Genomic DNA, 25,457 nt, shown 5'->3' with positions numbered 1-25,457 from the left:
GCCGGGGAGAACCCCGACGACGGACCGGGATGGGCTCACTGGCCGCCGAAGCCGGTGGTGGCCACGCCCTGCACGATCTGGCGCTGGAAGAAGAGGAACACCAGGATCAGCGGCAGCGCGGCGAGCACCGCCTGGGCCATCACCTGGGCATATTCGACGCCATAGGCGCTCATCACCGTCTGCAGACCCACCGGCAGGGTCATCAGCAGCGTGTCGTTGAGCACGATGAACGGCCAGAGGAAGTTGTTCCATGCCTGGATGAACACGAAGATCGACACTGCGCCGAGGATCGGCCGCGACAGCGGCAGCACCACCGAGAGGAAGACCCTGAGCCGGCCGGCGCCGTCGACGCGGGCGGCGTCCTCCAGCTCGATCGGCACCGCGTCGAAGAACTTCTTCAGGATCAGCACGATCGGCGCCATGACGATCTGCGGCAGGATCAGCCCCCACGGAGTGTCGACCAGGTTGAAGGCCAGCATCTCGTAGTACAGCGGGATGATCAGCACCTGCGGCGGCACGATGATCGAGGCGATCACCGCGAAGAACAGCGTGGTCCGTCCGCGGAAGTGCAGCCGGGAGAAGGCGTAGGCGGCCAGCGCGGAGATCGCCACGGTGATCACCGTGATCACCAGCGAAGTCCAGAGACTGTTCCACGCCCAGATGTAGATGTTGCCCTCGCTGAGGACCTTCTCGTAGGCCTGCATGGAGATGCCGCCCTCACCGATCAGCGAGATGCGACCGGATGCGGCGTCCGGCTCGGTCTTGAACGACGTGACCACAGCCCAGAAGAACGGGAAGAGCCAGGTCAGGGCCATCAGAAGCAGCACGGAGAAGGCGGCGATGCGAGCCGGACCGAAGCGCCGTTCTCCGGGCTTGGCCTGACGCTTGATGTCGGTGACGTCGGCGACGGAGGTTGCTGTCGTCATCACTCCCCCTTCCGGCGGTTGACGATGGTCATCTGGACGATGCCGACCACGACGATCAGCGCGAAGAACACGTAGGAGATCGCCGCGGCGTAGCCGAACTCATAGCCGACGAAGCCTGCCTCGAAGATGTACTGCACGATCGGCCGCGACGTGTCCGAGGAGACGCCGCCGAGCATCTGGTAGGCCTGGTCGAAGAGCTTCAGCGAGGCCAGGATCTGCAGCACGAAGACCACTCCGGTCACCGGCATCAGCTGCGGAATGGTGATCGACCGGATCTGTCGCCACCGGCTGGCGCCGTCGACGGCGGCGGCCTCGTACTGGACCTCCGGGATGTTCTGCAGCGCGGCCAGATAGAGCAGGAAGTTGAAGCCCACCGTCCACCAGACCGTCGCGATGGTGATCGAGATCAGATCCAGATGCGGAGTCTGCAGCCAGGCGACCGGCTCGAAGCCCAACGTCTGCAGAACTTCGTTGGCCAGTCCGATCTCCGGGTCCAGCAGCCAGCTCCAGATCTGCGAGATGACCGTGGAGGCCAGCAGGAACGGCATGAAGAAGGACAGCCGCCAGAGCCACTGGCCCGGCAGACCAGTGTTCACCAGCAGCGCCATGGCCATCGCGATGATCACCAGCGGCACGGTGGAGATGATGGTGAACCAGACCGTGTTGCGGATCGAGCCCCACACCTTCGGATCGGAGAAGGCCTCGGCGTAGTTTCCCCCACCGATGAAGTTTCCTCCGGCTCCGGTGAGCGACTGATTGGTGAAGCTCAGGTAGAAGCCGTGGAGCATCGGCCACACCACGAAGAGCAGGAAGGCGACCAGGAACGGCGCCAGGAAGGCCAGGGCGACCAGCCGGTTCTTCTTCCGCGCCTGTCGAGCGCTGGCCTCGGCCTCGGCGGTGATCGGGGCGGCCGGCTCGGTCGCCCCGGCGCGCGCCGCCGGGAGCGGAGGATGGGCAGTCTGCGGAGCCATGCTCATGGGTTCCACGTCCCTTCAGGGTCGACGGGGTTCGGCTCGGCGAGGATCGCGTCCACCATGGAGCGCAGGCCGTCGACCGCCTCCTGGAAGCCGTCGCCCCCTCGGATCGAGTCCTGGACGACCTGGCCGAAGTCGGCCTGGAAGTTCGCGCCCGATCCGGTGAACCAGGATTTCGGGTCGTAGACGATGTGATCGGCCGCACCGGCATAGTTCGCCTGCGGCTGCAGCTCGTCATACTGAGGATCCTCGGTGATGGGCACGTAGGCCGGGATGTGCCCGGCGCCGGCCCAGTCGAAGGAGTTCTTCAGCAGCTCGGCGACGAAGGCGTAGGTGTCCTCACGCTTCTCCGGATCGGGATCCTGCTGGTGCGGCAGCACGAAGGCGTGGGAGTCCGCGTAGACGGCATGCTGCCCGAAGACCGGCGGGATCATCTCGATGTTCACGTCGATGCCGGCGTCCTGCATCGGCGGAAGCTCCCATACGCCGCTGAACAGCAGCCCGCTGCTGCCGGCGGAGAACTCGGCGATGCCGGCGTCGATGGTCCCCTGCGAACTGGCGATCTCACCGTCGACGAGCTGGCTCATCAGCCTCAGGGATTCGACGGCGGCCTCGTCGTCGATCTGCGCCGAACCGCCCTGCGGGAAGGACATCTCCGCGCCGTGCTGGGCGTAGAGCGTGTAGAAGAGCCGCCACATCTGTGCGCCGTCACCGATGAAGCCGTAGGAGAGGCCGTGCTCCGGCGCGGCGGCCGTGATCTCGCGCAGCACGTCCACGAAGTCCTGCGGGGTGCTGACCGCGGGGAAGCCCCCGTCCTCCAGGACATCGGCCTGACGCAGCACCTCACGGTTCGAGAACATCATGAATGGATGGGCGTCCAGCGGGACGCTGTAGAGCTGGTCGCCGACCAGGCTGTTGTTCCACATCGGCCCGGTGAAGGTGTCTCGGCTGACGCCGAGCTCGGCGAGCCGGCCGGTGTCCCAGGGGTCGAGCAGCCCGCCGGGGACGTAGCCCGGCACGCGCGAGGAGTGCATGATCGCCGCCTCCGGCGCGCGGCCACCCGAGCCGGCCATGGCCAGCTTGGTGTAGTACGGGGTGCCCCATTCCAGGACCGTCGGCCGGACGAAATAGTCGTCCTGGGACTCATTGATGCGATCGAGCAGCGACTGCATGGTGACGCCGTCGCCGCCGCTCAGCAGATGCCAGAACTGCAAAGTGTCAGCACCCGGTGGAGCACCGGTGGGGGAACAGCCGGCCAGAGCCCCGGCGCCCGCGAGGGCTCCGACTCCGCCGAGCAGCTGTCGTCTGGTGATCATGGGACTGCCATCCTCCACTTCGTCGTGTTGTGACGTGGCTGCCAGCGACCTTACATCGTTGTAAATGGTGAGACAAGACACATCGAGACATTTCTTTCATCGATATACTCGGGCCGTCGCGCTCAGTCCGGTCGGTGCCCGCGCGGCGTCGTGCCGGGACGGCCGGTGCTTTCCCGGGCGATGAGACGGTGCGGGATCGTCCGGGCTGTGGTCTCGCGCCGTCGGTCGTCGAGCCGGGCGGCCAGCAGATCCAGGGCGGCGACCGCGTAATCCCGGTGGTCGAAGGCGATGGTCGTCAGCGGCGGATTCGTGAAGGCGGCGTGCTCGACGTCGTCGAAGCCGGTGAGGAGCACGTCCTCCGGCACGCGGATTCCCCTCCGTCTGAGCACATGCAACGCACCGAAGGCGATGGTGTCGGTGAAGGTGACGACGGCGTCGAAGGACACCTCCCGGGCCAGCAGCTCCTCCATGCCGGCCGCGGCCCCGGCGATGGTCCACTCCGGCAGCTGGATCTGAAGCCGGGGGTCAGCCTCGAGCCCAGCGGCGCGGAGCGCCTCGAGATATCCCTGAAGTCGCAGCCCCGAGGTCGCCTTTCCGTCGCGCCCGTCCGTCGCACCGCCGAGCACGGCGATGCGACGCGCCCCTCGTCCCACGACGTGCGTGGTGATCTCCCGCGCGGCGGCACGGGACTCGACGAACACCCGGTCGGTGAGGTGCTGCTCGACCTCGCCGATGAGCACGACCGGCGGCAGATGGTCGACCTGTTCGATCACCGAGTCCTCGAGACGCACGGGATTCAGGATGAGACCGTCGATCAGGTGAGTACGAGCTCTGGAGACGAGTTCATACTCCCGCTCGGGCTCGGCCGCGGTCTCCTCGATCTGGACCGCCAGCCCGCGCCGATGGGCCACGTCGACCACTTCATGGGCCAGAGTCGCCGAGAACGCGGTGGCCAGATCCGGCAATGCCACGCCGATGATGCCGGTGCGCCCGTTGCGCAGCGTGCGGGCGCTGAGATTCGGGACGAAGTCCAGCTGCCGCATCGCGTCCTCCACGCGCTGACGCGTGGGCTCGCTGACCTGAGCCGAACCGGTGACCACATTGGACACCGTCTTCGGCGAGACGCGTGCCAATGCGGCGACGTCCTTCATCGTGGCGCGGGAGCTGCGGGGCGGCATGTCCGCCAGCATATCCCCGCCCGACCTCCGGCGCGGGATCGGTCCAGGCCCGGCGTGGGCCGTTCGCGGGCCGCGGCGGATTCAGAACAGGATCGTGGAGAAGGTGCCGACCTGCTCGAAGCCCACCTTCCGATACGTGCGCAGCGCCGCGGCGTTGTAGCTGTTCACATACAGGCTGACCGTCGGGGCCAGCTGCAGACCATGCTCGACGACGGCGGCCATCCCGGGTGCGGACAGGCCGCGGCCGCGGTCGGCGGGGCGCACCCAGACCCCCTGGACCTGGACCACATGATCGGTGACCGCGCCGAACTCGGCCTTGAAGACCACCTCGCCGGTGACCGGGTCGAGCAGCACCATCGCGTGCCCGTCGGCGATCAGCCGACGGATCCGCTCCTGGTAGCCGGCCGCGCCGTGCCGATAGGGCGAGAAGCCCAGCTCTTCGGTGAACATCGCCGCGCAGGCCGGCTCGACGACGTCGAAATCCTCCGGCAGCGCCGGGCGCACCCCCGGCAGCGGGGCGACGTCGGGGGTCCGGTCCGTGGCCATCAGCGGCTGCACCCCGCGGATGTCGCGCGGACTGCGCCAGCCGGCGGCGTCGAAGAGCTCCAGCACCGCCGCGGACGGACCGTAGATGGACGAGACGCGCCGGCGCATCGCTCCGATGGCCAGGCCGAAGCGCTCGGCGTCATGCTCGTCGGCGCCGACGGGGTTGATGTTCGAGCCCACCCAGCAGGCGGCGGCCAGCTCGCCGGCCGCGCCGCCGCGGGTCTCGGCGTCGATGCCCAGGAAGAGCGGCCCGCCGCGGCCGTCCGCGGGGCCGGCCCCTCCCCGAGCCTCGAGCGTTGTGACCACTGAGGCAGAGGAGATCGGCTCTGCGTCCAGCAGGCGCCGCAGAGCCGGGGCGTCGTCCTCCTCGAGGATCCGCACCGCCCCGTCGGCGGCGGCGCGGATCCGCGCGGCGAGCGTGTCAGCTGACGGAGACCACAGGGGCACCCGCTGCCGGAGCATCTCCATCGGCGTCGAGATCCATCTCCTCCGCGAGGCGGTTCGCCTCATCGATCAGCGTCTCCACGATCTGGTCCTCGGGCACGGACCGGACGACCTCGCCCTTGACGAAGATCTGGCCCTTGCCGTTGCCCGAGGCCACGCCCAGGTCGGCGTCGCGCGCCTCGCCCGGACCATTGACCACGCAGCCCATCACGGCCACGCGCAGCGGGACCTCCATGCCCTCCAGGCCGGCGGTGACCTCGTCGGCCAGCTTGTAGACGTCGACCTGCGCACGTCCGCAGGACGGGCAGGAGACGATCTCCAGCTTCCGCGGCCGCAGGTTCAGCGACTCCAGGATCTGCGCCCCGACCTTGACCTCCTCGGCCGGCGGGGCCGAGAGCGAGACGCGGATGGTGTCGCCGATGCCCTTCGAGAGCAGCGAGCCGAAGGCCGTGGACGACTTGATCGTGCCCTGGAAGCCCGGACCGGCCTCGGTCACGCCCAGGTGGAGCGGCCAGTCGCCGCGCTCTGCGAGCTGCTCGTAGGCCTGGACCATGACCACCGGGTCGTGGTGCTTCACCGAGATCTTGAAGTCGTGGAAGTCGTGCTCCTCGAAGAGCGCGGCCTCCCGCACGGCGGACTCGACCAGCGCCTCCGGAGTGGCCTTGCCGTGCTTGTCCATCAGCCGCTTGTCCAGCGAGCCGGCGTTGACGCCGATGCGCAGCGAGACGCCGGCGTCCTTCGCGGCCTGGGCGATCTCGCCGACTTTGTCGTCGAACTTGATGATGTTGCCCGGGTTCACGCGCACCGCACCGCAGCCGGCCTCGATCGCGGCGAAGACGTACTTCGGCTGGAAGTGGATGTCGGCGATCACCGGGATCTTCGACTTCCGCGCGATGATCGGCAGCGCCTCGGCGTCCTTGTCGGTCGGGCAGGCCACCCGGACGATGTCGCAGCCCGAGGCGGTCAGCTCGGCGATCTGCTGCAGCGTGGCGTTGATGTCATGCGTCTTGGTGGTCGTCATCGACTGCACCGAGATCGGGTGGTCGCTGCCGACGCCGACGTCGCCGACCTGGAAGTTGCGCGTCGTCCGACGCGGCGCGAGCACCGGCGGCGGGGACGCCGGCATGCCGAGGTTGATGGCGGTCACAGACACTCCTGAGATGTGGACTTCTGTCTCTGGTCGGGGGTGGACCCGGCTGCTCCCATGGTACGCCGCCCGGCCGAGTCCGGCCCATTCCCGCCTCGTACCCGGCATCCCGCCCCGGGGCGCCGCCTCCCCTACTGCTGGGAGAAGGCCGCGTCGAAGGAGGCCTCGGGCCGCTTCCAGAGCAGGTCGCGGATGATGCCGACCGCCTCGGCGGCGCCGTGCAGCCGGTCCATGCCCGCGTCCTCCCACTCGATGGAGATCGGCCCGTCGTAACCGATGTGGTTCAGCGCGCGGAAGGCGTCCTCCCAGGGCACGTCGCCGTGTCCGGTGGAGACGAAGTCCCAGCGCCGCCGCGGGTCGCCCCAGGGCAGATGTGAGCCGAGCAGCCCTGCTCGCCCGGTGGCCGGACGCAGCCGGGTGTCCTTGCAGTCGACGTGGTAGATCCGGTCGGCGAAGTCGGTGATGAACCCCACGGTGTCGATGCCCTGCCAGTACATGTGTGACGGGTCCCAGTTCAGCCCGAAGGCCTCGCGGTGGCCGATGGCCTCCAGCGTGCGGACCGTCGTCCAATGGTCGTAGGCGATCTCCGAGGGATGGACCTCGAGGGCGAACTTCACCCCCTGGGCGTCGAACTCGTCCATGATCGGGTTCCAGCGGTCGGCGAAGTCGCGGTAGCCGGCGTCGATGACGTCGGCGGAGACCGGCGGGAACATCGCCACGTACTTCCAGATCTGCGAGCCGGTGAAGCCGACGACGACGTCGGCGCCGAGCTTGCGCGCCACGCGCGCCGAGCGCTTCATGTCCTCGGCCGCGCGGGCGCGCACCCCCGTCGGGGTCCCCGTCGCCCCAGACATAGTCGCGCAGAATAGCCTGGTGGCGGAAGTCGATCGGGTCGTCGCAGACCGCCTGGCCGCCCAGGTGGTGGGAGATCGCCCAGACCTTCAGCCCGTGCTCCTGGAGGATGTCCAGGCGGGACTGCAGGTAGTCGTCGTCCTCGTCGGCGCGCTTCAGATCCAGGTGGTCGCCCGAGGCGGCGATCTCCAGCCCGTCGTAGCCCCATTCGGCCGCTCGGCGGGCCAGCTCCTCGAACTCCATGTCGGCCCACTGCCCGGTGAACAGCGTCACCGGGTGCGAGGCCTGCTGCGTGTAGCTCATCGTCGTACGTTCCTCTCCTGTCGTCGGTGCTGTCGTCGATCCTGCGTGCGGGGGACGGCTCAGTCGAGGTCCACCCAGCCGCCGTGCTCGGCCGAGGCCACCACCGCATCGATGACCGCGTTGGCCCGCGCGCCGTCGGCGAAGCTCGGCAGCCCGTGCGGGGTCTCGCCGCCGACTGCTGCGTAGACGTCCCGGGCGAAGGCGGTGAAGGCGTCGAGGTAGCCCATCGGATGCCCGGCGGGGACCAGATTCAGCCGGGCGGCGTCGGCGGCCAGCGCCGGGGCGTCGCGCGTCACAGTGCGCGAGGCCTCGACCCCGCCGATCCACAGCTCGTCGGGATGCTCCTGGTCGAAGACCACGCTGGTCTCGGTGCCGGCCAGCTCCAGGGTCAGCGCGTTCTTCCGGCCGGCGTCGACCTGCGAGACCATCAGCGAGCCCACTGCCCCGGAGCGCAGCTGCACCGTCAGCGCCGCGGCGTCCTCGGTGGTGACGTCGACGCCGCCGCGCCGCGGGTGCGCGATCGTCGTCGCCGCGGCCAGCCGGACGATCCGGTCTCCGGAGAGGAACTCCAGCAGATCGGCCAGATGCGAGCCGACGTCGCCGAAGGCCCGCGAGCGCCCCGCCGTCGCCGGATCCACCCGCCAGTTGCCGGCCTCGGGGTCGAGCATCCAATCCTGCAGATAGGATCCGCGGACGGTGAGCAGCCGACCCAGTTCGCCGGCAGCCACGTGGGCGGCGGCCTGCCGGGCCATCGGATGGAAGCGGTAGACGAAGGGCACCGCCGCGACGACGCCGGCCGCCTCGGCGCGGGCGGCCAGCTCGTCGGCCTCCGCGGCGTCGAGGGCCAGCGGCTTCTCGCAGACCACGTGTCGGCCGGCGTCCAGCGCGGCGCGCACATGACCGGCGTGGGCGGCGTTGGGCGAGCAGACGTGGACGACGTCGACCTGCTCGACCAGCTCGGCGACGTCGTCGACGGCGGCGGTGCCCAGCTGTCCGGCGGCCGCGGCCGAGCGCTCGGGGCTCGAGGAGGTCACCCCGACCACCTCGGCTCCGGCCGCGCGGGCGGCATGGCTGTGCACGCGCCCCATGAACCCGCCGCCGACGATGCCGACTGTCAGCTTCTGCATTTCGAGTACCTCTCTTCTCTGCGCGTCTGATCTGCGCGGACGGCGCCCCGGCCCGCGGACCGGGACGCCGTCGGAGTCGGGGCGGGTCACTTCACGGCTCCGGTGGAGAGTCCGGTGACCAGGTGCCGCTGGACGATCATGAAGCCGATCAGCACCGGCAGCGAGACCACCACCGAGGCAGCCATCAGCTGGTTCCAGAACACGTCCGTCTGCGAGGCGTAGGCCCGCAGTCCCACGGCCAGCGTGCGGGTGTCGGCATTGGTCATCACCGAGGCGAAGAGCACCTCGCCCCAGGCGGTGATGAAGCAGTAGACCGAGACGGCGACGATGCCCGGGCGGGCCACCGGGAGCACGACCCGCCACAGCGCCCCCATCCGGGTGGTGCCGTCGATCAGCGCGGCCTCCTCCAGGTCCTTCGGGATGGAGGCGAAGAAGCCGGCGAGCATCCAGATGGCGAAGGGCAGCGAGAAGGTCATGTAGGTGATGATCAGCCCCAGGTGGGAGCCGTTGAGCTGGATCCCGACGGTGCGCTGCAGCTGGGTGAAGATCAGGAACAGCGGCAGCAGGAACAGGATGCCGGGGAACATCTGGGTCGACAGCACCATCAGGCTGAACGTCCGGGCCCCCTTGAACGGGAACCGCGAGAGCGCGTAGGCCGCCAGGACGGCGATGACCACGGAGAACGCCGTGGCGATGCAGACCACGATCAGGCTGTTGAGGAAGTAGTCGGCCAGCGGCACCGTCTTCCAGATGTCCAGATACGGCTGGAAGGTGATCTCCGACGGAATCCAGGTGAAGATGCCCTGGACGTCCTCCAGCGGCTTCAGGCTGGTGATGACGACGACGAACAGCGGCACCAGGACCACGGCGCTGAGGAACACCAGCCCGAAGGCGCGCAGGATCTTGAATCCACGGGTCTCAATCATTGAGCTGCTTCCCCTTCGGCATGACGAGTCGGATGTATACGGCCGAGACGACCAGCAGCAGCACCAGCAGCAGGGTGCTCATCGCGCCGCCGAGGCCGAAGTTCCAGTAGTTGAACGACTGCTCGTAGATCAGCGGCGAGACCAGCATGGCCTCGTCCGGGGATCCGGAGCCGAACAGCACGTAGGGGATGTTGAACTGGTTGAAGATCCACAGCCCCAGGATCAGCAGCATGACCAGATTGGCCTGGCGGATCATCGGCAGGGTGATGGTGGTGAACTGCTTCCACGTGCTGGCGCCGTCCATCGCCGCGGCCTCGTAGACGTCGGTGGGGATGTTCTGCAGCGCCGCCAGCAGCATCAGGAAGGCGAAGGGCCAGAACTGCCAGACGGTGACGATGACCAGCACCCAGAAGGCGTTGTCGCCGAGCAGCCAGAAGGGGCGATCGTCGAGGATGCCCAGGTCGTCGACGAGGAAGCGGTTCACCGCGCCGTCGGACTGGTTGAACATGAACGCCCAGGCGATCGCGCCGACGTACTGCGGCAGCGCGTACGGGGTGAGGAACAGCGTCCGCAGGAAGCCCCGGCCGCGGACCTTGGAGGTCAGCAGCACTGCGCCGAACATGCCCAGCGCCCAGGCCAGCGCGAGACTGATCAGCGTGTAGGCGACGGTGCGCAGCAGTGCCGCGTAGAACTGGCTTCCGATCGCGCCGGCGGGGTCGAGCCCCTCGATGAAGTTCTCCATGCCGACGAACGGCGCCTCGGTCCAGTTGCCGATGGTCAGCTGCGTCAGCCCGAGGAAGGCGATGCACACGCCCAGGATCATCGGGATGATGTGGATCAGCAGCTCCATCACGCTGGCCGGCGCGATCAGGGCATAGGGGAAGATCCGGGTGCGCCAGCCGCCGCCGGCGGTCTGGACCACCTGATTGGCGACGGCGGCCTGGGCCTTCTTCTCGCGGCGGCGTCGCCTGCGCTCCTCGCGCGGAGCACGCACGCCCTGTGGTGCAGCCATGAGGTCTCTTCCTTCCAGTCGTCCCGCGCCGCACGGCGGCTCGGCATCAGCCGGGCCGCCGTGCGGCACGGGACCTCGGAGGCGTCACGCCGCCTCCGACGTCGCGGACGGGGATCAGAACGGGGTGGGTACCGGGGCGGGGACCGGAGTCGGAACCGGGATCAGGATCAGTCCATCTGGGTCTGCGCATCCTCGAGCGCGGAGCGGACGTCGTCCTCGCTGATCTCGGTGCCCTGCGCGGCGTCGGCCAGCAGGTCCCGGATCGCGGTGCCGACGGTCGTCTCCATCTGCGCCTCGGAAGTCTGCAGCGGCATCGGCCGGGCGTGGTTCTCCAGGATGTCCTGCTTCAGCTGGATCTCCTCGGTCTGGAAGGCCTCCTCCTCGTCATAGACCTCGTTCACCACCGGCAGGGCGGTGAACTCCTGGTTGAGGTAGGACTGCTCCTCGTTGCTGGTCATGTGGTCGACGAAGGCGACGGCGGCGTCCTTGTTGTCCGAGTTCTCGAAGACGCTGATGTTGATGCCGGCGACGTGGGACTGGGTAGCCTCGATGCCCTCGGCGTCGGCGTCGAGCATCGGGATCGGGGCGGCCTCATAGTTCTCGAAGTCACGGTTGTTGAAGACGTTGCCCGGCGCTTGGTCGAAGACCATGGCCGCATCGCCGGAGGCGACCTGCTGGACCGACTCGCTGCCGTTGGTCAGCTCCGCGTCGCCGGGGGCGACGACCTCGTCCTCGGCCATCAGGTCCACCCACTCCTTGACGCCGGCGACGATGCCGTCGGCGGCGAACTGCGGCTCTCCGTCCTCGGTGTAGAGCGTGTCGCCGTGCTGCAGGCCGCGGATGAAGGCCTGATGGGCGTTGTTGGTGTAGGAGGAGCCGGCCATCGTGAAGCCGTGCTGGTCGATCGACCCGTCGCCGTCGGTGTCCTGGGTGAGCTCCTGGGCGACCTCGACGAACTCGTCCCAGGTCTCCGGCGGCTCCTCGATGCCGGCCTCCTCGAAGATCTCGGTGTTGTAGTACATCGAGTAGCTCAGCGCATAGAGGGGCACCGAGGTCGGGGTCTCTCCCTCGGCGCCGCCGGTGGCCCAGCTGGACTGGAGGAAGCGGTCCTCGCCGCCGATGGTCTCCAGCGCGTCGCCCTCCCAGGGCATGAACGCTCCGGTGGCCTGCATGGAGGTCGCCCAGGTGTTGCCGATGTTGAGCACATCTGGCCCGTTGCCGGAGGAGACGGCCGTGAGGATGCGGTTCTGCAGGTCGCTCCAGGGGATGACCTCCAGCTCGACGTCGACGCCGGTCTCCTCGGTGAAGCGGTCGATGGTCTCGGTCAGGACCTCCTCGTCCTCGGTGATCGAGGCGCCCTGGTTGGAGGCCCAGTAGGTGATGGTGCCGGAGATGTCGCCGGTGTCGACCTCTTCGGCCTCTCCGGAGCCGCAGCCCGCCAGGGCGGCGGTGCTCAGCGCGGCGACGGACAGCACGGATGCGGTGCGGCGGATGGTGGCCATGGTGATCGGTGTCCTTCTCTCGTGTGGTGGTGCGGTGATGTGCGGTTCACAGGTGCGTGCCGACGGATCAGAGCGTGCGCTCGGTGGGGTCCCAGCCGTCGGGCAGCAGCGCGGAGGGCTCCACAGTGGAGGTCACCTCGACGAACTGCCCCGACTCGGCGGCCTCGGTGATGGCGACCATGATGTCCAGGGTGTGGAAGGCCAGCTCCCCGGGGACCCGCTCTGTCTGGCCGGAGCGCAGGCAGCGCGCCAGATCGGCCGCGCCGGTGCCGCGGGTGGTGAAGGTGCCCGTCGGCTCGACGGTCCGCGACTCGCCGTCGCCGGTGTGCAGCGTGGTCTCGCCGCCGAACTCGTTGGGGTCGGGGAAGACCGCGGTCCCCTCGGTGCCGGCGATCTCGACGAATCCGGCGCGCGGCAGCTTCGAGTCGAAGCTGAAGACCGCCTGCGCGCTGGTGCCGGACTCGAACTCGATCAGCGCGCTGTGGTGGGTGGGGACCTCGACGTCGAACTCGGTGCCGGCCTTCGGGCCGCTGCCGATCACCCGGCTGCTCCGCGCGGTCGACGACGTCGCCGCGACCCGGCGCACCGGGCCGAAGACCTGCACCAAGGTGGTCAGGTAGTAGGGCCCGACGTCGAAGAGCGGGCCGCCGCCGCGGGCGAAGAGGAACTCCGGGCTGGGATGCCAGGACTCCGGCCCCGGGACCTGGAAGAGCGCCAGACCCGTCAGCGGCGTGCCCACCGCGCCGTCGCGGATCTGGCGCAGGGCGGTCTGCAGCCCGGCGCCGAGGAACGTGTCCGGCGCGACGGCGACGCGGACGCCGGCCGCCTCGGCCGCCTGCCTCAGCTCGCGACCGGACTCGCGGTCCAGCGCGTAGGGCTTCTCGCCCCAGACGTGCTTGCCGGCCTCGACGGCCTGGCGGGCGACGTCGACGTGGACGGCGGGGATGGTCAGGTTGACCACGATCTCGATCGCGTCGTCGGCGAGCAGCTCCTCATAGCTGCCCGAGCCCGGCACGCCCCAGTCGGCGGCACGCTCGGCGGCGCGGGCGGCGTCGATGTCGGCGATGAAGCGCACGTCGAGGTCCGGGAACCGGGTGAGGTTGCCCAGGTACTGCTCGGAGATCGTCCCGGCGCCGACGATGCCGACGCCGACGGGCCCCGAGCCGGCGGGTCCGGAGCCGGCGGGGCGGGAGGCGGTCTGCGGACTGGTGCTGGTGTTCACGCGGTGATGCTCCTTCGAAGCGTTGATCAGGGGGTGAGCGCGATCATGATCGGGCGGCGGCGTGGGCGGAGGGGTCAGCCGAGGCCGTCGAGGAAGCGGCGACTGGCCTCGACGGCGGCGAAGATCTCGCCGTCGTGGTCGTCCAGCTCGACGACGGGCAGCGCGTGCTCGGCGGCGGCGAGGATCTCGGCGACGGGCAAGTCTCCGGAGCCGACGGCGACCTGGTCGGTGTTCTCCCGGGTGCGCGGGCCGTCCTTCACGTGGAGGGCCACCACCTGCTCGCCCAGCCGCGACAGCAGCTCGACTGCGGAGACGCCGCCGACCTCGGCCCAGTAGGTGTCGACCTCCAGATCGACCGCATCGCCGACGGCCGCGGCGAAGATCTCCAGCGCCGGGGCGCCGTCGATGCGGTTCTCCAGTTCGAAGGCATGGTTGTGGTATCCCACCCGCAGCCCGCGGTCGGCGGCCTGCTCGGCGATCCCGCGGAGCTCTGCGGCGATGCCCTCGACGTCCTCGCGAGCGGTCCAGCGCCGCGGGTCGATCATCGGGTCGATGACCGTCGAGACGCCGAGGCTCTCGGCGGCGTCGAAGGCCGCCCGGGGGTCGCCGTCGACGAGCTTCACGTGGGCGGTCGGCGCGGTCAGTCCGAGGCGGCGCAGCGGCTCGACCAGCACGGCGGCGCGGGAGTCCAGTCCGAAGGGCTCGACCTGGGAGAAGCCGATCGTCGCCAGGCGCTCGAGCGTGGCGGCCGGATCGGCGTCGAGGGCCTCGCGCACGGTGTACAGCTGGATGGAGGGGGTCTTCATGTCGAGGCTGTCGCTCCTTCGCATCGCGGTCGGGGCTCGGCGAGTCCGTCGTCGAGCGCTCCGCATCATGTGATCGGCATCACGGCCGGGTTGCCCTCGTCACACTATTCGCACTTTTGTCGAAGGTCAACAGAACTTCGGAAAAAATCACCGGTACATGGGCGATCAGTGTGAGAAGTGTGATTCACTGGATGATCATGGAGACCGACCACCTGCTCCCGAGCCCCCTCGGCGCCGGCGGCCCCAGCGGCCCCAGCGGCGTGTTCCAGCTGCTGCGCGACGGCACGCCCAAGACGCGCACCGAACTCGCCGACCGGACCGGCATGGCCCGCTCGACGATCAATGATCGGCTGGCCGCGCTCACCGAGCTGGGCCTGGTCGGCTCGGCCACCGACGGTGTCTCCACCGGCGGGCGGCCGCCCCGTCGCGTCGCCCTCATCCCGGAGGCCCGGCTCGTGCTGGCCGTCGACCTGGGCGCCTCCCACCTGCGCCTGGCGGTCTGCGACCTGCTCAACCGGCAGCTCGCCGCCGCCGAGGAGCCGGTGGACATCGCCGCCGGCCCCGAGCAGCTGCTGGGACGCGTGCTGGAGCGCGCCGACGAGCTGCTGACCCGCATCGGCCGCGAGCGCGGCGCGATCATGGCGGTGGGCATCGGCCTGCCCGGACCCGTGCACTTCGGCACCGGCCGCCCCAGCCGCCCGCCGATCATGCCCGGATGGGACGGCTTCGACGTGCCGGGCTGGTTCCGCCAGCACCTGCGCGCGCTGGTGCTGGTGGACAACGACGTCAACATCATGGCCCTCGGCGAGCACAGCCAGCTCAGCCGCAGCGCCGAGCACTTCCTCTTCGTCAAGGTCGCCACCGGCATCGGCGCCGGCATCATCTCCGGCGGACGGCTGCAGCGCGGAGCTCAGGGCATCGCCGGCGACATCGGCCATGTCCGCGTCAGCTCGGGAGACGGGATCTTCTGCCGCTGCGGCAACGAGGGCTGCCTGGAGGCGGTCGCCTCCGGTTCACGGATCGCGGCGATCCTGCGCGAGGCCGGCCACGCCGAGGTGGCCACCGGCGGCGACGTCGTCCGGCTGGTCGACGCCGGGGACCTCGAGGCCATGGGCGCGGTCCGGCAGGCCGGCCGGGACCTCGGCGAGGTGCTGGCGGCCTCGATCAGCTTCCTCAACCCCGAGGTGATCGCCGTCGGCGGGCGGATGGCCGCCGCCGGCGAGCATCTGCTGGCCGGCGTGCGCGAGGTGGTCTTCCAGCGGGCGATGCCGCTGGCGACTCAGCAGCTCGACATCCGCCAGGCCGTCGAACACCACGGGGCCGGCACCCGGGGTGCCAGCATCCTGGCGCTGCACCACGCCCTCTCCCCCGCCGGCGTCGACGCGCTGGCGGCCGCGGCGGACAGCTCGACGACCTCCTCGACTGCGCCGGCGGCGGGCTGAGGAGCATCGGGCGGCGGCCCGGCGCCCCGATCAGGGGTCGGTGTCGCTGAAGAGCCGGATCGGCTCGACGATGTCGGCGAGGATCAGCAGCACGCCCATCCCCAGCAGCAGCGCGGCGACCACATAGGTCAGCGGCAGCATCTTCGACAGGTCGAAGGGCCCGGGGTCCGGCTTTCCGCGCAGCTTCGCCAGCCGACGGCGCAGCGCCTCGTAGAGCGCGCCGGCGACATGGCCGCCGTCGAGCGGCAGCAACGGGATCAGGTTGAAGACCATCAGCGCGACGTTGACCCCGGCCACCAGCGACACCAGCGTGGCCAGCCGCGACTCGAGCGGGATCTGATCCTGGACCGAGAGCTCGCCGGCGATGCGTCCGACGCCGACGACGCTCATCGGCCCGTCGGGGTCGCGCTCGGCGTCGGTGAAGGTCGCCAGCGCGACGTCGTAGAGCCGCATCGGCAGCTCGGCGACCACCCCGAAGACCGCGGTGGACTGCTGGTAGACCTGCGGGACGGCCTCCCAGGGCGGCTGCCGGACCATCGCCTGGTCGGCGCCGACGCCGATGAAGCCGACCTCCTCAGTGACGATCTCCCCGGCACCGTCCCGTTCGGCCCGGCCCAGCGAGCCGGTGACCGGCCGCTCGGCGCGGATCGGCGTGATCTGCGCGGCGTGCTTCTCGCCGTCGCGCACATACCCGATGGAGCTGGTCGTCCCCGCCGCGTCCCGGATGAGCCCGGTCAGCTCGTCCCAGCCGTCGACCCGGGTGCCGGCGAAGGAGACGATCTCGTCGCCGGGGCGCAGCCCGGCCGCATAGGCGGGCCCGGCGGGGTCTCCGGGGCCGCAGCTCTGCTGCCCGCCGGAGACGGCGTCCTCGGTGGCGACGCATTCGTAGACGGTGCGCAGCTGGGTGGTCGGCTCGGCGGTCCCGTGCAGCGAGATCGTGCCGGCGGTGAGCGCCAGCGCGATGACCAGATTCATCGCCGGGCCGCCGAGCATGATGATGATCCGCTTCCATACCGCCAGCCGGTGGAACATCCGGTCCTCGTCGCCGTCCTGCAGCTCCTCGGCGGCGGTCTGCCGGGCGTCGGAGGAGAGCTGCTGGAACAGCCCGGTGGACTGCGAGGCGATGGTGCGCGTGCCGGCGGGGCGCCGCTCCTCGGGGCCGGAGACTCCGCCGGACTCCTCGGCGACGCCGGCCTGCCCCGGCGCACCGGGCGCCTCGGCGTACTCGGCGGCCCACTCGGCGGGCACGTCCGTCGGCGGCGGATCGTCGGCGTCGGACTCCGATCCGGCCTCGGCGTCGTCGCCCGGCCGCCGTTCCGGCGGCGGATACATGCCGATCATCGCCACGTAGCCCCCCAGCGGGATCGCCTTGATCCCGTACTCGGTCTCGCCGCGGCGCTTGGACCAGAGCGTGGGGCCGAAGCCGACCATGTATTGGGTGACACGGACGTTGAACAGCTTGGCCGGCAGCAGATGCCCGATCTCGTGCAGCGCGATGGACAGCGCGATGCCCAGCGCCACGATCAGCACTCCGGCGGTCACCAGCAGCATGTCCATGGGATCAGCCTCCCACCGTCTGGCGGGCGGCGGCGATGTGCTCCTCGGCCAGCGCGCGGGCCTGCCGCTCGGCGCCGAGCACGTCCTCGAGGCTCGGCGTCTGCGCCGTGCGGCCGTCGTGGGCGGCGAGCACCTGCTGGACGGTGTCCAGGATGCCCGGGAAGCTCAGCCGCCCGGCGTGGAAGGCCTCGACGGCCTGCTCGTTGGCCGCGTTGTAGACGGCCATATGCGTCGACGAGGCCGCCGCGGCCTGCTTGGCCAGCCGCACCGCCGGGAAGGCGGCGTCGTCCAGGGGCTCGAAGTCCCAGCTCATCGGACGCGTCCAGTCCACCGGCTCGTCGACGGCGGCCAGCCGGTGCGGCCAGGACAGTCCGAGCGCGATCGGCACCAGCATGCGCGGCGGACCGGCCTGGGCCAGTGTGGAGCCGTCGCGGAACTCCACCAGCGAGTGGATGACCTGCTGCGGATGGATCACCGGGACGATGTCGTCGAGCGGGACGTCGAAGAGCAGATGCGCCTCGACGACTTCGAGGGCCTTGTTGACCATCGTCGCCGAGTTGGTGGTCACCATCCGGCCCATGGCGAAGTTCGGGTGCCGCAGCGCCTGCCGCGGGGTGACCTCGGCCAGCCGGGCGGCGTCCCAGCCGCGGAACGGTCCGCCGGAGGCGGTGATGATCAGCCGGCGCACCTCGCTCGCGCCGGGCTCATGCGGCATATGCGTCGCCGCGCAGAGTCCGCGCTCGTGGCGGCCGGAGCTCAGCGCCTGGGCCAGCGCCGAGTGCTCGGAGTCGACGGGCACCACCTGCCCGGGCCGCTGCACGGCGGCGGCGACCAGCGCCCCGCCGACGACCAGCGACTCCTTGTTCGCCAGCGCCAGCGTGGCTCCGGAGTCCAGTGCCGCCAGCGTCGGACGCAGCCCGACCGAGCCGGTCATGCCGTTGAGCACGACGTCGGCGCCGACGGCCGCGCAGGCCTCCGCGGCGTCCTCGCCGGTGTGGATCTGGACCTCGTGGCCGACGCCGGCCTCGGCCAGCGCCTCGACCAGCGGCGGGTTCCGCGGGTTCTCGGCGGTGCCGCCGTCGACGGCGATGCCGACCACCGCCGCTCCGGTGGCCGCGACCTGGGCGGCGAGCTGCTCGGTGGCTCGGCCCGCTGCCAGCGCGAGCACCTCGAAGCGCCCGGGATTGGCCGCGACGACCTGCAGCGCCTGGGTGCCGATCGAGCCGGTGGAGCCCAGCAGCGCGAGGCGACGCACTCCGGGCTCCTCGGTGCTGGGCAGGCGGGCGGCGAGGTGCGCGACCGCGGCGGGATCGGCGGGATCGGCGGGATCGGCGGGATCGGCGTCGGCGGCGTCGGCGGCGTCGGCGGCGTCGGCGGCCGTCGACGGGGCGACGGCGACGGGCTTCCGGAAGGACTGCATGGGGCCATTATCGCCCCAGCCGGCCGCGGGTGCGGAATCTCGTGTCGGAGCCGGTGCGCGCGATTCCCGGCACGACCGGTACGCTGGCAGGACACGCAGGGCCGTCCCCTGCCGTCGCCGCGCCCGAGGACGTGTGCGGTCCTGACCGATGCACCGCCCGGCGCCCCGGCCGTTCCGCCCAGCCCACGCCGTGTCCGACCACGAGGAGCCTCATCGCGATGATCACGCTGCGGGAAGTCCAGTCCAGCGACCTGGATCGCTTCTTCGAGTTCCAGCAGGACGCCGACGCCGCCCACATGGCCGGCTTCGCCTCGACCGAACCCGTCGGACCGCTCGATCTTCGACCACCACTGGCACGAGCTGCTCTCCTCGGACGACACCATCGTGCGGACCATCGACCTCGACGGCGAGCCCATCGGGTCGATCGCCGCCTTCGAGGACGAGGACTCGCGCGAGATCATGTTCTGGACGGACAAGCGCTTCTGGGGCCGCGGGCTGACCCGCTCGGCCGTGACCCGCTTCCTGGAGGACTTCCCCGAGCGTCCGGTGACCGCCCGCGTCGTCGTCGACAACGGCGGCACGCTGTCCATCCTGCAGGCTCTGGGCTTCCGCGAGATCGGGCGCGAGTCGAGCTTCTCCAACGTCCGCGCCGAAGTGGTCGAGGAGATCATCCTGCAGCTCGACTGACTCCACTGAGGCGTCCGCCGGCGCGCGCCGGCCTCCCCCGCCGGTGACACCGATCACTCCGACGAGCAGAGTGCTGGTAAGTTCGGACACCATGACTGCACTGCGCTGGGGAATCCTCGGAACCGGACACATCGCCCATGCCTTCGCCGCGGACCTGCAGTTCGCCGGCCGAGAGATCGTCGCCGTGGGCTCGCGGTCTGCGGAGTCGGCCGAGGCCTTCGCCGCGGAGCTCGCCGCGGGATCCGCCCCCGGCTCCGGCGTCCCCCGCGCCCACAGCTCCTACGAGCAGCTGGCCGCCGACGAGGACGTCGACATCGTCTACGTCGCCACTCCGCACCCCTTCCACGCCGCGCACGCCGCGATGGTGCTCGAGCAGGACACCCATGTGCTGGTCGAGAAGCCCTTCACCCTCCACGCCGCCGAGGCGGCCGGACTCCGCGACCTGGCCCGCTCCCGCGGACTGCTGGCCATGGAGGCGATGTGGACCCGGTACCTGCCGCATATGGTCAGGATCCGCGAGATCATCGCCTCCGGGGGCCTGGGCGAGATCCGCATGCTGTCCGCCGACCACGCCCAGTCGCTGCCCACCGATCCCGGGCACCGGATCAACGCCCTGCCGCTCGGCGGCGGGGCGCTGCTGGATCTGGGGATCTACCCGCTCTCCTTCGCCGCGGACATCCTCGGCCCCGTCGAGCAGGTGAGCGCCCAGGCACGCTTCGGCGACACCGGAGCCGACACCGAGGTCGCCACGGTGATGCACCATCACGGCGGTGCGCTGTCGACGTCGCTGTCCTCCTCCCGCGCGGCGGGGCAGAACACCGCCCATATCCTGGGCACCGAGGGGCGCATCGACATCGACGGCGTCTGGTTCGCCGACACCTCCTTCACCCATACCGGCGCCGACGGCACAGTGCACGAGCGCTTCGCCGTGCGCGGCGAGGGGCGCGGCATGCAGCATCAGGCGCTCGCCGCCGAGGCCGCCGTCGCCGACGGCACGTGCGAGGGCTCCGCGCTGGGCCTGGACGAGACGGTGGCGATCATGGAGCTGCTCGACACGATCCGCGAGCAGATCGGGCTGCGCTACCCCGGCGAGGATCAGTCCGGCTGAGACCCCGCACCGATCATCGGGCGGCCGGTCTCCAGCAGCGTCTTCAGGCTGGAGAGCTCCCACGGCCAGCCGCCTCCCCCGGACCCGACGCGGCCCTCGACGTGACCGGAGCCGGCGACGTCGCCCAGGCCCTTCTGCTTCATCGCGTCGGTGGTGTGCGCCCAGTAGTCTCCGCCCGGTTCGAGCACCACTTCGACCCGCCCGCCGTATCCGATCCGCTCGGTCAGGTCCGGGTCGGTCAGGTCCGGGTCGGTCAGCGCCGCCCAGACACGCTCGGGCGGCGCGTCGATGTGGATCAGGTGACGCTGGCTGTTCGGCCGGCTGCTCGGCGCACTCATGAGGTTCTCCCGCGGTTCTGCGCTCTGTCCCCGGCACCCGGGGCCGCGGCGGAGTCCTGCGCCGACGATCACCGGTGCGGTCGACCGACGCGACCGACGGGTGAGGAGCACGGCGCCGGATGCTGACGGCGGCGGGGCGCCCGTGCTCTGATGGTAGAGGCCCCGGCGGCGGTCCGGCCATGGTGTCGGAGCCGGCGGCCCATACCGTTCCCGACCAGGAGGTCTCCATGGCCCGGCCCACGCACCTGTTGATCCACCGATTCGTGCCCGGCACCGGTCCCGCCGAGGACAGCGACGAGCACGGTGAGGAGATGCGCGCCTGGCAGGACCTCGACGCCGAACTGCACGCCGACGGCACCCTGGTCGAGGGCTGGGCGCTGACCGAGTCGACCGTGCATCTGGGAGCCCTGGCGGAGCACGACGCCGACGCGGCCGATGCCGAGACGGCCGAGGATCGCAGCATCATCTTCGCCGTGCACGCCGTGGCCGTGGAGGACGAGGCCGCCGCTCATGCGGTCGCCGAGCGGATGCCGCATCTGCAGCACGGCTCCACGGAGATCCGCCCGATCATGGGGAGCTGACGCACGGACCCGGGACTCGTCCCGGCGCGTCGTCGGACCGACGACGTCGGCCGGTCAGCCCACTGAGGCCATGATCTCGGTCATGCGGTCGAGGAAGGCGTCCACCTGAGCCTCGTCGTAGCCGCTGGAGCCGTGGGCGCCGCTGAAGGACACCGTGCGGATCTCGTCGACGCTCATCGGGTTCTCCCCGTCCAGATAGCTGCCGAGCTCCCGACAGAGTCGGTCGACCTCGTCGCGGCGGTAGCCCAGTGCGGCCGAATGCGCCGGTCCGCGGAAGCGCACGCCGTCGGGCCGTTCGATGCGGCCGCGCAGCGGAGCGGCACGCTCGGCGAGCAGCTCGTACCAGGCGTCCTCGCCGTGCTGGGCGATGTAGCGGTCGCGCTCGGCCACGGCGAAGGCGTCCTCGAGCCGGTCCAGCGCGCCGTCGACCTCCTCCGGGTCGTAGCCGCCGGCGCCGAGCATGAAGCTCGCCTCGCGGATCTCGGCCAGCGGCATGCCGGTGCCCGTCTCGTAGGCCCCGCGGGCCTGGTCCATGAACGCGTCGACTTCGTCGCGGTCATAGCCCTGCTCGGTCTCGTCCAGGACGGTGAACAGTGCGGTCTGATGCTGCGCCATGGGACTCAGCCTAATGGAATGCCGGCCGATTGCGGAGACAGCGCCACGATGACGAAGTAGGCGGTGGGCATCGCGAAGACCAGAGAGTCGAGCCGATCCATCACTCCGCCGTGGCCGGGCAGCACATGCGACATGTCCTTCAGCCCCAGCTCGCGCTTGACCATCGATTCGGAGAAGTCCCCGGCGGTGGACACCACGACGACGGCGGCGGCCAGCACGGCGCCGATGGACAGCGGCTCGTCGAAGATCAGCGCCGAGGCGAGCACGCCCACCGCGATGGAGCCGAGCATCGAGCCGGCGAAGCCCTCCCAGGACTTCTTCGGGCTGATCGTCGGCGCCATCGGGTGCTTGCCGAAGAGCACGCCCACCAGATAGCCGAAGGTGTCGTTGGCGACGACCAGGAGCACCACCACGGCCAGTCGCCACTGCCCCATCGGCTGATCGATGAGCAGCACGGCGAAGGAGATGAGGAAGGGCACCCAGCAGGCGACGAACATCGAGGCCATGATCGACCGTCCGGCGTCATGGATCCGGTAGATCGCCGCGATCACCGCGATCGCCGCGCAGGTGACCATCAAGGCCAGGGTCAGCGCCTCGACGCCGCCGAAGTAGGCCGCCAGCGGCATGGTCAGCGCGCCGAGGAACAGCGGTATCTTGGGCAGCCGCAGGCCCTGGGTCTCCAGGGCGACGGCGACCTCCCAGGCTCCCATCGCCAGCAGCACCACCGCCAGCAGGATCAGCAGCAGCGGCATGAACACGATCCCCAGCACGGCGGGGATCAGCAGGGCCGCTCCGGTGAGGATGGCCGCGGGGAGGTCGCGCCCGGCCCGCGGAGTGCGCGTGCGCGGCGCGGCCGCCTCGGCGCTCTCGGCGGGTCTCGGGCGCTTCTGGCCGATCATCGATCAGACCTCGAGCAGCTCGGCTTCCTTGCGGCGCGTCATCTCGTCGATGCGCTCGGTGTGCGTCTTGGTGAGGGTCTCGAGCTCGCTGTGTCCGCGCTCGCCCTCGTCCTCGCCGATCTCGCCGTTCTTCACGGCCTTGGCGATGGCGTCCTTGGCCTTGCGGCGCGCGTTGCGCACCGACACCTTGTGGTCCTCGCCCTTGGACTTGACCAGCTTGGCGTACTCCTTGCGCCGCTCCTCGGTCATCTCCGGCATCACGATGCGGATCTGCTTGCCGTCGTTGGAGGGGTTGGCGCCCACCTCGGAGTCCGACAGGGCCTTCTCGATCTCGCGCATCGCCGACGCGTCGTACGGGGTGATCAGGATGGTCCGGGCGTCCGGCGTGCTGAAGGAGGCCAGCTGCTGCAGCGGCGTCGGCGAGCCGTAGTAGTCGACCAGCACCTTGGAGTACAGGGAGGGGTTGGCGCGCCCGGTGCGCACCGTGGCGAAGTCCTCGCTGGTCGCCTCGACGGCGCTCTCCATGCTCGCTTCGGCCTCGGTCAGGGTCTCGTCAATCACGTCGCTCTCCTTGAGCTCCTCGAGTCGGTACTGCAGGCACCAGTCTACGTGCCGGTCAGCTGATCAGGCGCATCGCCGACGACGCCGGAGCGCCCCCGTCGGGTCGTGTCACGGCGTCACCAGCGTGCCGAGCTCCTCGCCCAGCAGCGCCCGGGTGACGTCACCCTCGCCCTCCATGCCGAAGACCCGCATCGACAGATCGTTGTCGTTGCACATGGTCATCGCGGTCTGGTCCATCACCCGGATGTTCTGCCGCAGCGCCTGCGAGTAGGTCAGGTGCTCGAGCTTCTGGGCCTCCGGGTCGGTCTTCGGGTCCGAGGTGTAGACGCCGTCGACGCCGGACTTGCCCATCAGGATCATGTCGGCGTCGACCTCCAGGGCGCGCTGGGCGCAGACGGTGTCGGTGGAGAAGTACGGCATGCCGGCTCCGGCGCCGAAGACCACGACGCGGCCCTTCTCCATGTGCCGGATCGCCCGCAGCGGGATGTAGGACTCGGCGACCTGTCCCATGGTGATCGCGGTCTGCACGCGGGTCGCCCGTCCGGCCTGCTCGAGGAAGTCCTGCAGCGCCAGGCAGTTCATCACCGTGCCCAGCATGCCCATGTAGTCGGCGCGCGCCCTGTCCATGCCGGCCCGGGACAGCTCCGCGCCGCGGAAGAAGTTGCCGCCGCCGACGACGACGCAGACCTCGACCTCCTCGCCGACGGCGGCGATCTGCTCGGCGATGCCCCGGACGGTCGCCGGGTCCACGCCGACGCTTCCGCCGCCGAAGACCTCCCCGGAGAGCTTGAGGAGCACGCGGCGGCGGGAGGAGCCCGGCTGCCGGTGCTCGTGGGGGGTGACGGCGGTCTGTGCGGCGGAGGCTGCGGCCTGGTCGGTCATCGGGGGCGAGATCCTTTCGGCGTCGGCGCGCGGAGCGGTCCGGACATCGGAGGCGGGCATGAGAAGAGGGTGACCACTGCAGTCGAGTGGCCACCCCCTGTCGTCGTGGATCGAGCGTTCTGCCTCAGTGTAGGCATCAGCACCCGGTCCGACGAGGAGCACCGCCCCGAACAGGGCGGTGCTCCGACGTCGCGGCGTCGGTCAGGAGCCGACGCGGAAGCGGGCCATGGCCTTCGCCGACGTGCCGGCCGCCTCCAGGATCTGGGCGACGGTCTGCTTCGGGTCCTTGGCGAAGGGCTGGTCCAGCAGGACGTTGTCCTTGAAGAACGCGTTCACGCGGCCCTCGATGATCTTCGGGATCGCCTGCTCGGGCTTCTCCTCCGCGCGGGCGGTCTCCTCGGCGATGCGCCGCTCGTCGGCCACCGTCTCCTCCGGGACCTCGTCCCGGGTGAGGTGGACCGGCGCCATCGCGGCGGCGTGCACCGCGACGTCGTGGGCGGCCGTCCTGGCGTCCTCGGTGTCGGCGTCGACGGCGATCAGCACGCCGACCTGGGCCGGCAGGTCCTTCGCGGTCTTGTGCAGGTAGGCGTCGACGGCGGCGCCCTCGACCTTGGCGACCCGGCTGACCAGGACCTTCTCACCCAGAGTCGCACCCTCCTCGGTGACGTGGTCAGCGAGCTTCTTGCCGTCGACGTCGGCCTCGAGCAGCTGCTCGAGGGTGTCGACGTCGTGGGCCACGGCGGTCTCCAGGACCTGGTCGGCGAGGCCGACGAACTTGTCCGACTTCGCGACGAAGTCGGTCTCGGCGTTGACCTCGACCAGGAAGCCCTTGGTGCCGTCGACGACCTTGGCCGCGACCAGGCCCTCGGCGGCCGAGCGGCTCTCGCGCTTGGCGGCACCCTTGAGGCCCTTGATGCGGATGGCCTCGATGGCCTTGTCGAAGTCGCCGTCGGCCTCGTCCAGGGCCTTCTTGACGTCCATCATGCCGGCGCCGGTGCGCTCGCGCAGGGCCTTGATGTCAGCAGCGGTGTAGTTCGCCATGTCCCGTCCTCCGATAGGGGTTCGTAGGGGATGATCTGTGGTGGT

24 protein-coding genes and 1 pseudogene are annotated in these 25,457 nt (G+C 70.3%); 4 read left to right on the top strand and 21 right to left on the bottom strand.

Features of this window, described 5'->3' with window-relative positions; genetic code table 11:
* Window positions 1-35: 35 nt before the first annotated feature.
* The 13 genes and pseudogenes from GU5_RS0101085 to GU5_RS0101025 all read right to left on the bottom strand — a co-directional run bounded on the left by GU5_RS0101085 (window position 36) and on the right by GU5_RS0101025 (window position 14,281).
* Window positions 36-926: a carbohydrate ABC transporter permease gene (locus GU5_RS0101085; RefSeq protein ID WP_010523731.1), complete on the bottom strand. Its 891-nt coding sequence runs from the start codon at window positions 924-926 to the stop codon at window positions 36-38.
* Window positions 926-1,903, bottom strand: a complete 978-nt coding sequence (locus tag GU5_RS0101080) for a carbohydrate ABC transporter permease (protein ID WP_010523730.1) — start codon at window positions 1,901-1,903, stop codon at window positions 926-928. The genes GU5_RS0101085 and GU5_RS0101080 overlap by 1 nt, the downstream gene beginning before the upstream one ends.
* Window positions 1,900-3,216, bottom strand: coding sequence for an extracellular solute-binding protein (locus GU5_RS0101075; RefSeq protein WP_033227660.1), 1,317 nt, complete (start codon window positions 3,214-3,216; stop codon window positions 1,900-1,902). The genes GU5_RS0101080 and GU5_RS0101075 overlap by 4 nt, the downstream gene beginning before the upstream one ends.
* Window positions 3,217-3,338: 122 nt before the next feature.
* On the bottom strand, window positions 3,339-4,394 hold the full coding sequence (locus GU5_RS0101070; protein ID WP_237704637.1) for a LacI family DNA-binding transcriptional regulator: 1,056 nt from the start codon (window positions 4,392-4,394) through the stop codon (window positions 3,339-3,341).
* An 81-nt stretch (window positions 4,395-4,475) separates the two neighbouring features.
* Complete coding sequence (locus GU5_RS0101065) at window positions 4,476-5,387, bottom strand: DUF4081 domain-containing GNAT family N-acetyltransferase (RefSeq protein WP_029513906.1); 912 nt, start codon at window positions 5,385-5,387, stop codon at window positions 4,476-4,478.
* On the bottom strand, window positions 5,362-6,510 hold the full coding sequence (ispG, locus tag GU5_RS0101060; RefSeq protein ID WP_033227686.1) for a flavodoxin-dependent (E)-4-hydroxy-3-methylbut-2-enyl-diphosphate synthase: 1,149 nt from the start codon (window positions 6,508-6,510) through the stop codon (window positions 5,362-5,364). The genes GU5_RS0101065 and ispG overlap by 26 nt, the downstream gene beginning before the upstream one ends.
* A gap of 152 nt (window positions 6,511-6,662) precedes the next feature.
* Window positions 6,663-7,686, bottom strand: a pseudogene (locus GU5_RS15735) (sugar phosphate isomerase/epimerase family protein).
* Window positions 7,687-7,745: 59 nt separating this feature from the next.
* A complete protein-coding gene (locus tag GU5_RS0101050) occupies window positions 7,746-8,813 on the bottom strand; it encodes a Gfo/Idh/MocA family protein (protein WP_010523724.1) in 1,068 nt (355 codons plus the stop codon).
* A gap of 86 nt (window positions 8,814-8,899) precedes the next feature.
* Entirely contained in the window at window positions 8,900-9,739 is an 840-nt protein-coding gene (locus tag GU5_RS0101045; protein ID WP_010523723.1) for a carbohydrate ABC transporter permease, read from the bottom strand.
* The gene (locus tag GU5_RS0101040; protein WP_010523722.1) at window positions 9,732-10,751 is read right to left on the bottom strand and encodes a carbohydrate ABC transporter permease; all 1,020 of its coding nucleotides are present in this window, start codon (window positions 10,749-10,751) and stop codon (window positions 9,732-9,734) included. Before GU5_RS0101040 ends, GU5_RS0101045 begins: the two co-directional genes overlap by 8 nt.
* Window positions 10,752-10,918: 167 nt before the next feature.
* Window positions 10,919-12,253 carry an ABC transporter substrate-binding protein gene (locus GU5_RS0101035; protein ID WP_010523721.1) on the bottom strand — a complete coding sequence of 445 codons (1,335 nt, stop codon included), beginning with the start codon at window positions 12,251-12,253 and terminating at the stop codon, window positions 10,919-10,921.
* A gap of 67 nt (window positions 12,254-12,320) precedes the next feature.
* The gene (locus GU5_RS0101030; RefSeq protein ID WP_010523720.1) at window positions 12,321-13,475 is read right to left on the bottom strand and encodes a Gfo/Idh/MocA family protein; all 1,155 of its coding nucleotides are present in this window, start codon (window positions 13,473-13,475) and stop codon (window positions 12,321-12,323) included.
* Window positions 13,476-13,549: 74 nt separating this feature from the next.
* The gene (locus tag GU5_RS0101025) at window positions 13,550-14,281 is read right to left on the bottom strand and encodes a sugar phosphate isomerase/epimerase (RefSeq protein ID WP_010523719.1); all 732 of its coding nucleotides are present in this window, start codon (window positions 14,279-14,281) and stop codon (window positions 13,550-13,552) included.
* A 197-nt stretch (window positions 14,282-14,478) separates the two neighbouring features.
* Between GU5_RS0101025 and GU5_RS0101020 the strand changes: the two genes are divergently transcribed.
* A complete protein-coding gene (locus tag GU5_RS0101020; RefSeq protein ID WP_050806543.1) occupies window positions 14,479-15,723 on the top strand; it encodes an ROK family transcriptional regulator in 1,245 nt (414 codons plus the stop codon).
* 30 nt (window positions 15,724-15,753) lie between these two features.
* On the opposite strand, the gene GU5_RS17330 is transcribed toward GU5_RS0101020, so the two are convergent.
* Window positions 15,754-17,280, bottom strand: a complete 1,527-nt coding sequence (locus tag GU5_RS17330; protein ID WP_010523717.1) for an RIP metalloprotease — start codon at window positions 17,278-17,280, stop codon at window positions 15,754-15,756.
* 4 nt (window positions 17,281-17,284) lie between these two features.
* Window positions 17,285-18,700 (bottom strand): 1-deoxy-D-xylulose-5-phosphate reductoisomerase, encoded by a 1,416-nt coding sequence (dxr, locus tag GU5_RS0101010; RefSeq protein WP_010523716.1) that lies wholly within the window; start codon window positions 18,698-18,700, stop codon window positions 17,285-17,287.
* 255 nt (window positions 18,701-18,955) lie between these two features.
* Here dxr and GU5_RS16140 point away from each other — a divergent pair, with 255 nt between their 5' ends.
* Entirely contained in the window at window positions 18,956-19,387 is a 432-nt protein-coding gene (locus GU5_RS16140; protein ID WP_083830251.1) for a GNAT family N-acetyltransferase, read from the top strand.
* A 91-nt stretch (window positions 19,388-19,478) separates the two neighbouring features.
* The gene (locus GU5_RS0101000; RefSeq protein ID WP_010523714.1) at window positions 19,479-20,495 is read left to right on the top strand and encodes a Gfo/Idh/MocA family protein; all 1,017 of its coding nucleotides are present in this window, start codon (window positions 19,479-19,481) and stop codon (window positions 20,493-20,495) included.
* Here GU5_RS0101000 and GU5_RS0100995 read toward each other — a convergent pair.
* Window positions 20,483-20,833 carry a hypothetical protein gene (locus GU5_RS0100995; RefSeq protein WP_010523713.1) on the bottom strand — a complete coding sequence of 117 codons (351 nt, stop codon included), beginning with the start codon at window positions 20,831-20,833 and terminating at the stop codon, window positions 20,483-20,485. The genes GU5_RS0101000 and GU5_RS0100995 overlap by 13 nt on opposite strands.
* Before the next feature lie 227 nt (window positions 20,834-21,060).
* On the opposite strand from GU5_RS0100995, the gene GU5_RS0100990 reads away from it, so the two are divergent.
* Entirely contained in the window at window positions 21,061-21,414 is a 354-nt protein-coding gene (locus GU5_RS0100990) for a YciI family protein (RefSeq protein WP_010523712.1), read from the top strand.
* A 54-nt stretch (window positions 21,415-21,468) separates the two neighbouring features.
* Here the strand turns inward: GU5_RS0100990 and GU5_RS0100985 are convergent, their stop codons facing one another.
* From GU5_RS0100985 to tsf, 5 genes are all read right to left on the bottom strand, one after another.
* Window positions 21,469-22,029, bottom strand: coding sequence for a DivIVA domain-containing protein (locus tag GU5_RS0100985; RefSeq protein ID WP_010523711.1), 561 nt, complete (start codon window positions 22,027-22,029; stop codon window positions 21,469-21,471).
* Between the two features lie 5 nt (window positions 22,030-22,034).
* A complete protein-coding gene (locus GU5_RS0100980) occupies window positions 22,035-22,928 on the bottom strand; it encodes a phosphatidate cytidylyltransferase (RefSeq protein ID WP_010523710.1) in 894 nt (297 codons plus the stop codon).
* 3 nt (window positions 22,929-22,931) lie between these two features.
* The gene (frr, locus tag GU5_RS0100975; protein ID WP_010523709.1) at window positions 22,932-23,489 is read right to left on the bottom strand and encodes a ribosome recycling factor; all 558 of its coding nucleotides are present in this window, start codon (window positions 23,487-23,489) and stop codon (window positions 22,932-22,934) included.
* 108 nt (window positions 23,490-23,597) lie between these two features.
* On the bottom strand, window positions 23,598-24,371 hold the full coding sequence (gene pyrH, locus GU5_RS0100970; RefSeq protein ID WP_010523708.1) for a UMP kinase: 774 nt from the start codon (window positions 24,369-24,371) through the stop codon (window positions 23,598-23,600).
* 201 nt (window positions 24,372-24,572) lie between these two features.
* Entirely contained in the window at window positions 24,573-25,412 is an 840-nt protein-coding gene (gene tsf / locus GU5_RS0100965) for a translation elongation factor Ts (RefSeq protein WP_010523707.1), read from the bottom strand.
* Window positions 25,413-25,457 lie beyond the last annotated feature (45 nt).

This window comes from Nesterenkonia sp. F (assembly GCF_000220985.1).
In the GTDB taxonomy this organism is placed as follows: Bacteria; Actinomycetota; Actinomycetes; order Actinomycetales; family Micrococcaceae; genus Nesterenkonia.
The sequence above is the reverse complement of the archived record's forward strand: the minus strand, read 5'-3'. Positions and strand labels throughout refer to the sequence as shown.

Excerpts from the sequence above, each read along its gene's own strand:
- GU5_RS0101000 (WP_010523714.1), top strand. The coding sequence starts at position 19,479 with ATGACTGCACTGCGCTGGGGAATCCTCGGAACCGGACACATCGCCCAT.
- GU5_RS0101070 (WP_237704637.1), bottom strand. The coding sequence starts at position 4,394 with ATGCCGCCCCGCAGCTCCCGCGCCACGATGAAGGACGTCGCCGCATTG.
- GU5_RS0101045 (WP_010523723.1), bottom strand. The coding sequence starts at position 9,739 with ATGATTGAGACCCGTGGATTCAAGATCCTGCGCGCCTTCGGGCTGGTG.
- GU5_RS0101080 (WP_010523730.1), bottom strand. The coding sequence starts at position 1,903 with ATGAGCATGGCTCCGCAGACTGCCCATCCTCCGCTCCCGGCGGCGCGC.
- GU5_RS0100995 (WP_010523713.1), bottom strand. The coding sequence starts at position 20,833 with ATGAGTGCGCCGAGCAGCCGGCCGAACAGCCAGCGTCACCTGATCCAC.
- GU5_RS0101025 (WP_010523719.1), bottom strand. The coding sequence starts at position 14,281 with ATGAAGACCCCCTCCATCCAGCTGTACACCGTGCGCGAGGCCCTCGAC.
- GU5_RS0100980 (WP_010523710.1), bottom strand. The coding sequence starts at position 22,928 with ATGATCGGCCAGAAGCGCCCGAGACCCGCCGAGAGCGCCGAGGCGGCC.
- GU5_RS0100985 (WP_010523711.1), bottom strand. The coding sequence starts at position 22,029 with ATGGCGCAGCATCAGACCGCACTGTTCACCGTCCTGGACGAGACCGAG.
- pyrH (WP_010523708.1), bottom strand. The coding sequence starts at position 24,371 with ATGACCGACCAGGCCGCAGCCTCCGCCGCACAGACCGCCGTCACCCCC.
- tsf (WP_010523707.1), bottom strand. The coding sequence starts at position 25,412 with ATGGCGAACTACACCGCTGCTGACATCAAGGCCCTGCGCGAGCGCACC.
- GU5_RS17330 (WP_010523717.1), bottom strand. The coding sequence starts at position 17,280 with ATGGACATGCTGCTGGTGACCGCCGGAGTGCTGATCGTGGCGCTGGGC.
- ispG (WP_033227686.1), bottom strand. The coding sequence starts at position 6,510 with ATGCCGGCGTCCCCGCCGCCGGTGCTCGCGCCGCGTCGGACGACGCGC.
- GU5_RS0101035 (WP_010523721.1), bottom strand. The coding sequence starts at position 12,253 with ATGGCCACCATCCGCCGCACCGCATCCGTGCTGTCCGTCGCCGCGCTG.
- GU5_RS0100990 (WP_010523712.1), top strand. The coding sequence starts at position 21,061 with ATGGCCCGGCCCACGCACCTGTTGATCCACCGATTCGTGCCCGGCACC.
- GU5_RS0101050 (WP_010523724.1), bottom strand. The coding sequence starts at position 8,813 with ATGCAGAAGCTGACAGTCGGCATCGTCGGCGGCGGGTTCATGGGGCGC.
- dxr (WP_010523716.1), bottom strand. The coding sequence starts at position 18,700 with ATGCAGTCCTTCCGGAAGCCCGTCGCCGTCGCCCCGTCGACGGCCGCC.
- GU5_RS0101020 (WP_050806543.1), top strand. The coding sequence starts at position 14,479 with ATGGAGACCGACCACCTGCTCCCGAGCCCCCTCGGCGCCGGCGGCCCC.
- GU5_RS0101075 (WP_033227660.1), bottom strand. The coding sequence starts at position 3,216 with ATGATCACCAGACGACAGCTGCTCGGCGGAGTCGGAGCCCTCGCGGGC.
- GU5_RS0101085 (WP_010523731.1), bottom strand. The coding sequence starts at position 926 with ATGACGACAGCAACCTCCGTCGCCGACGTCACCGACATCAAGCGTCAG.
- GU5_RS0101040 (WP_010523722.1), bottom strand. The coding sequence starts at position 10,751 with ATGGCTGCACCACAGGGCGTGCGTGCTCCGCGCGAGGAGCGCAGGCGA.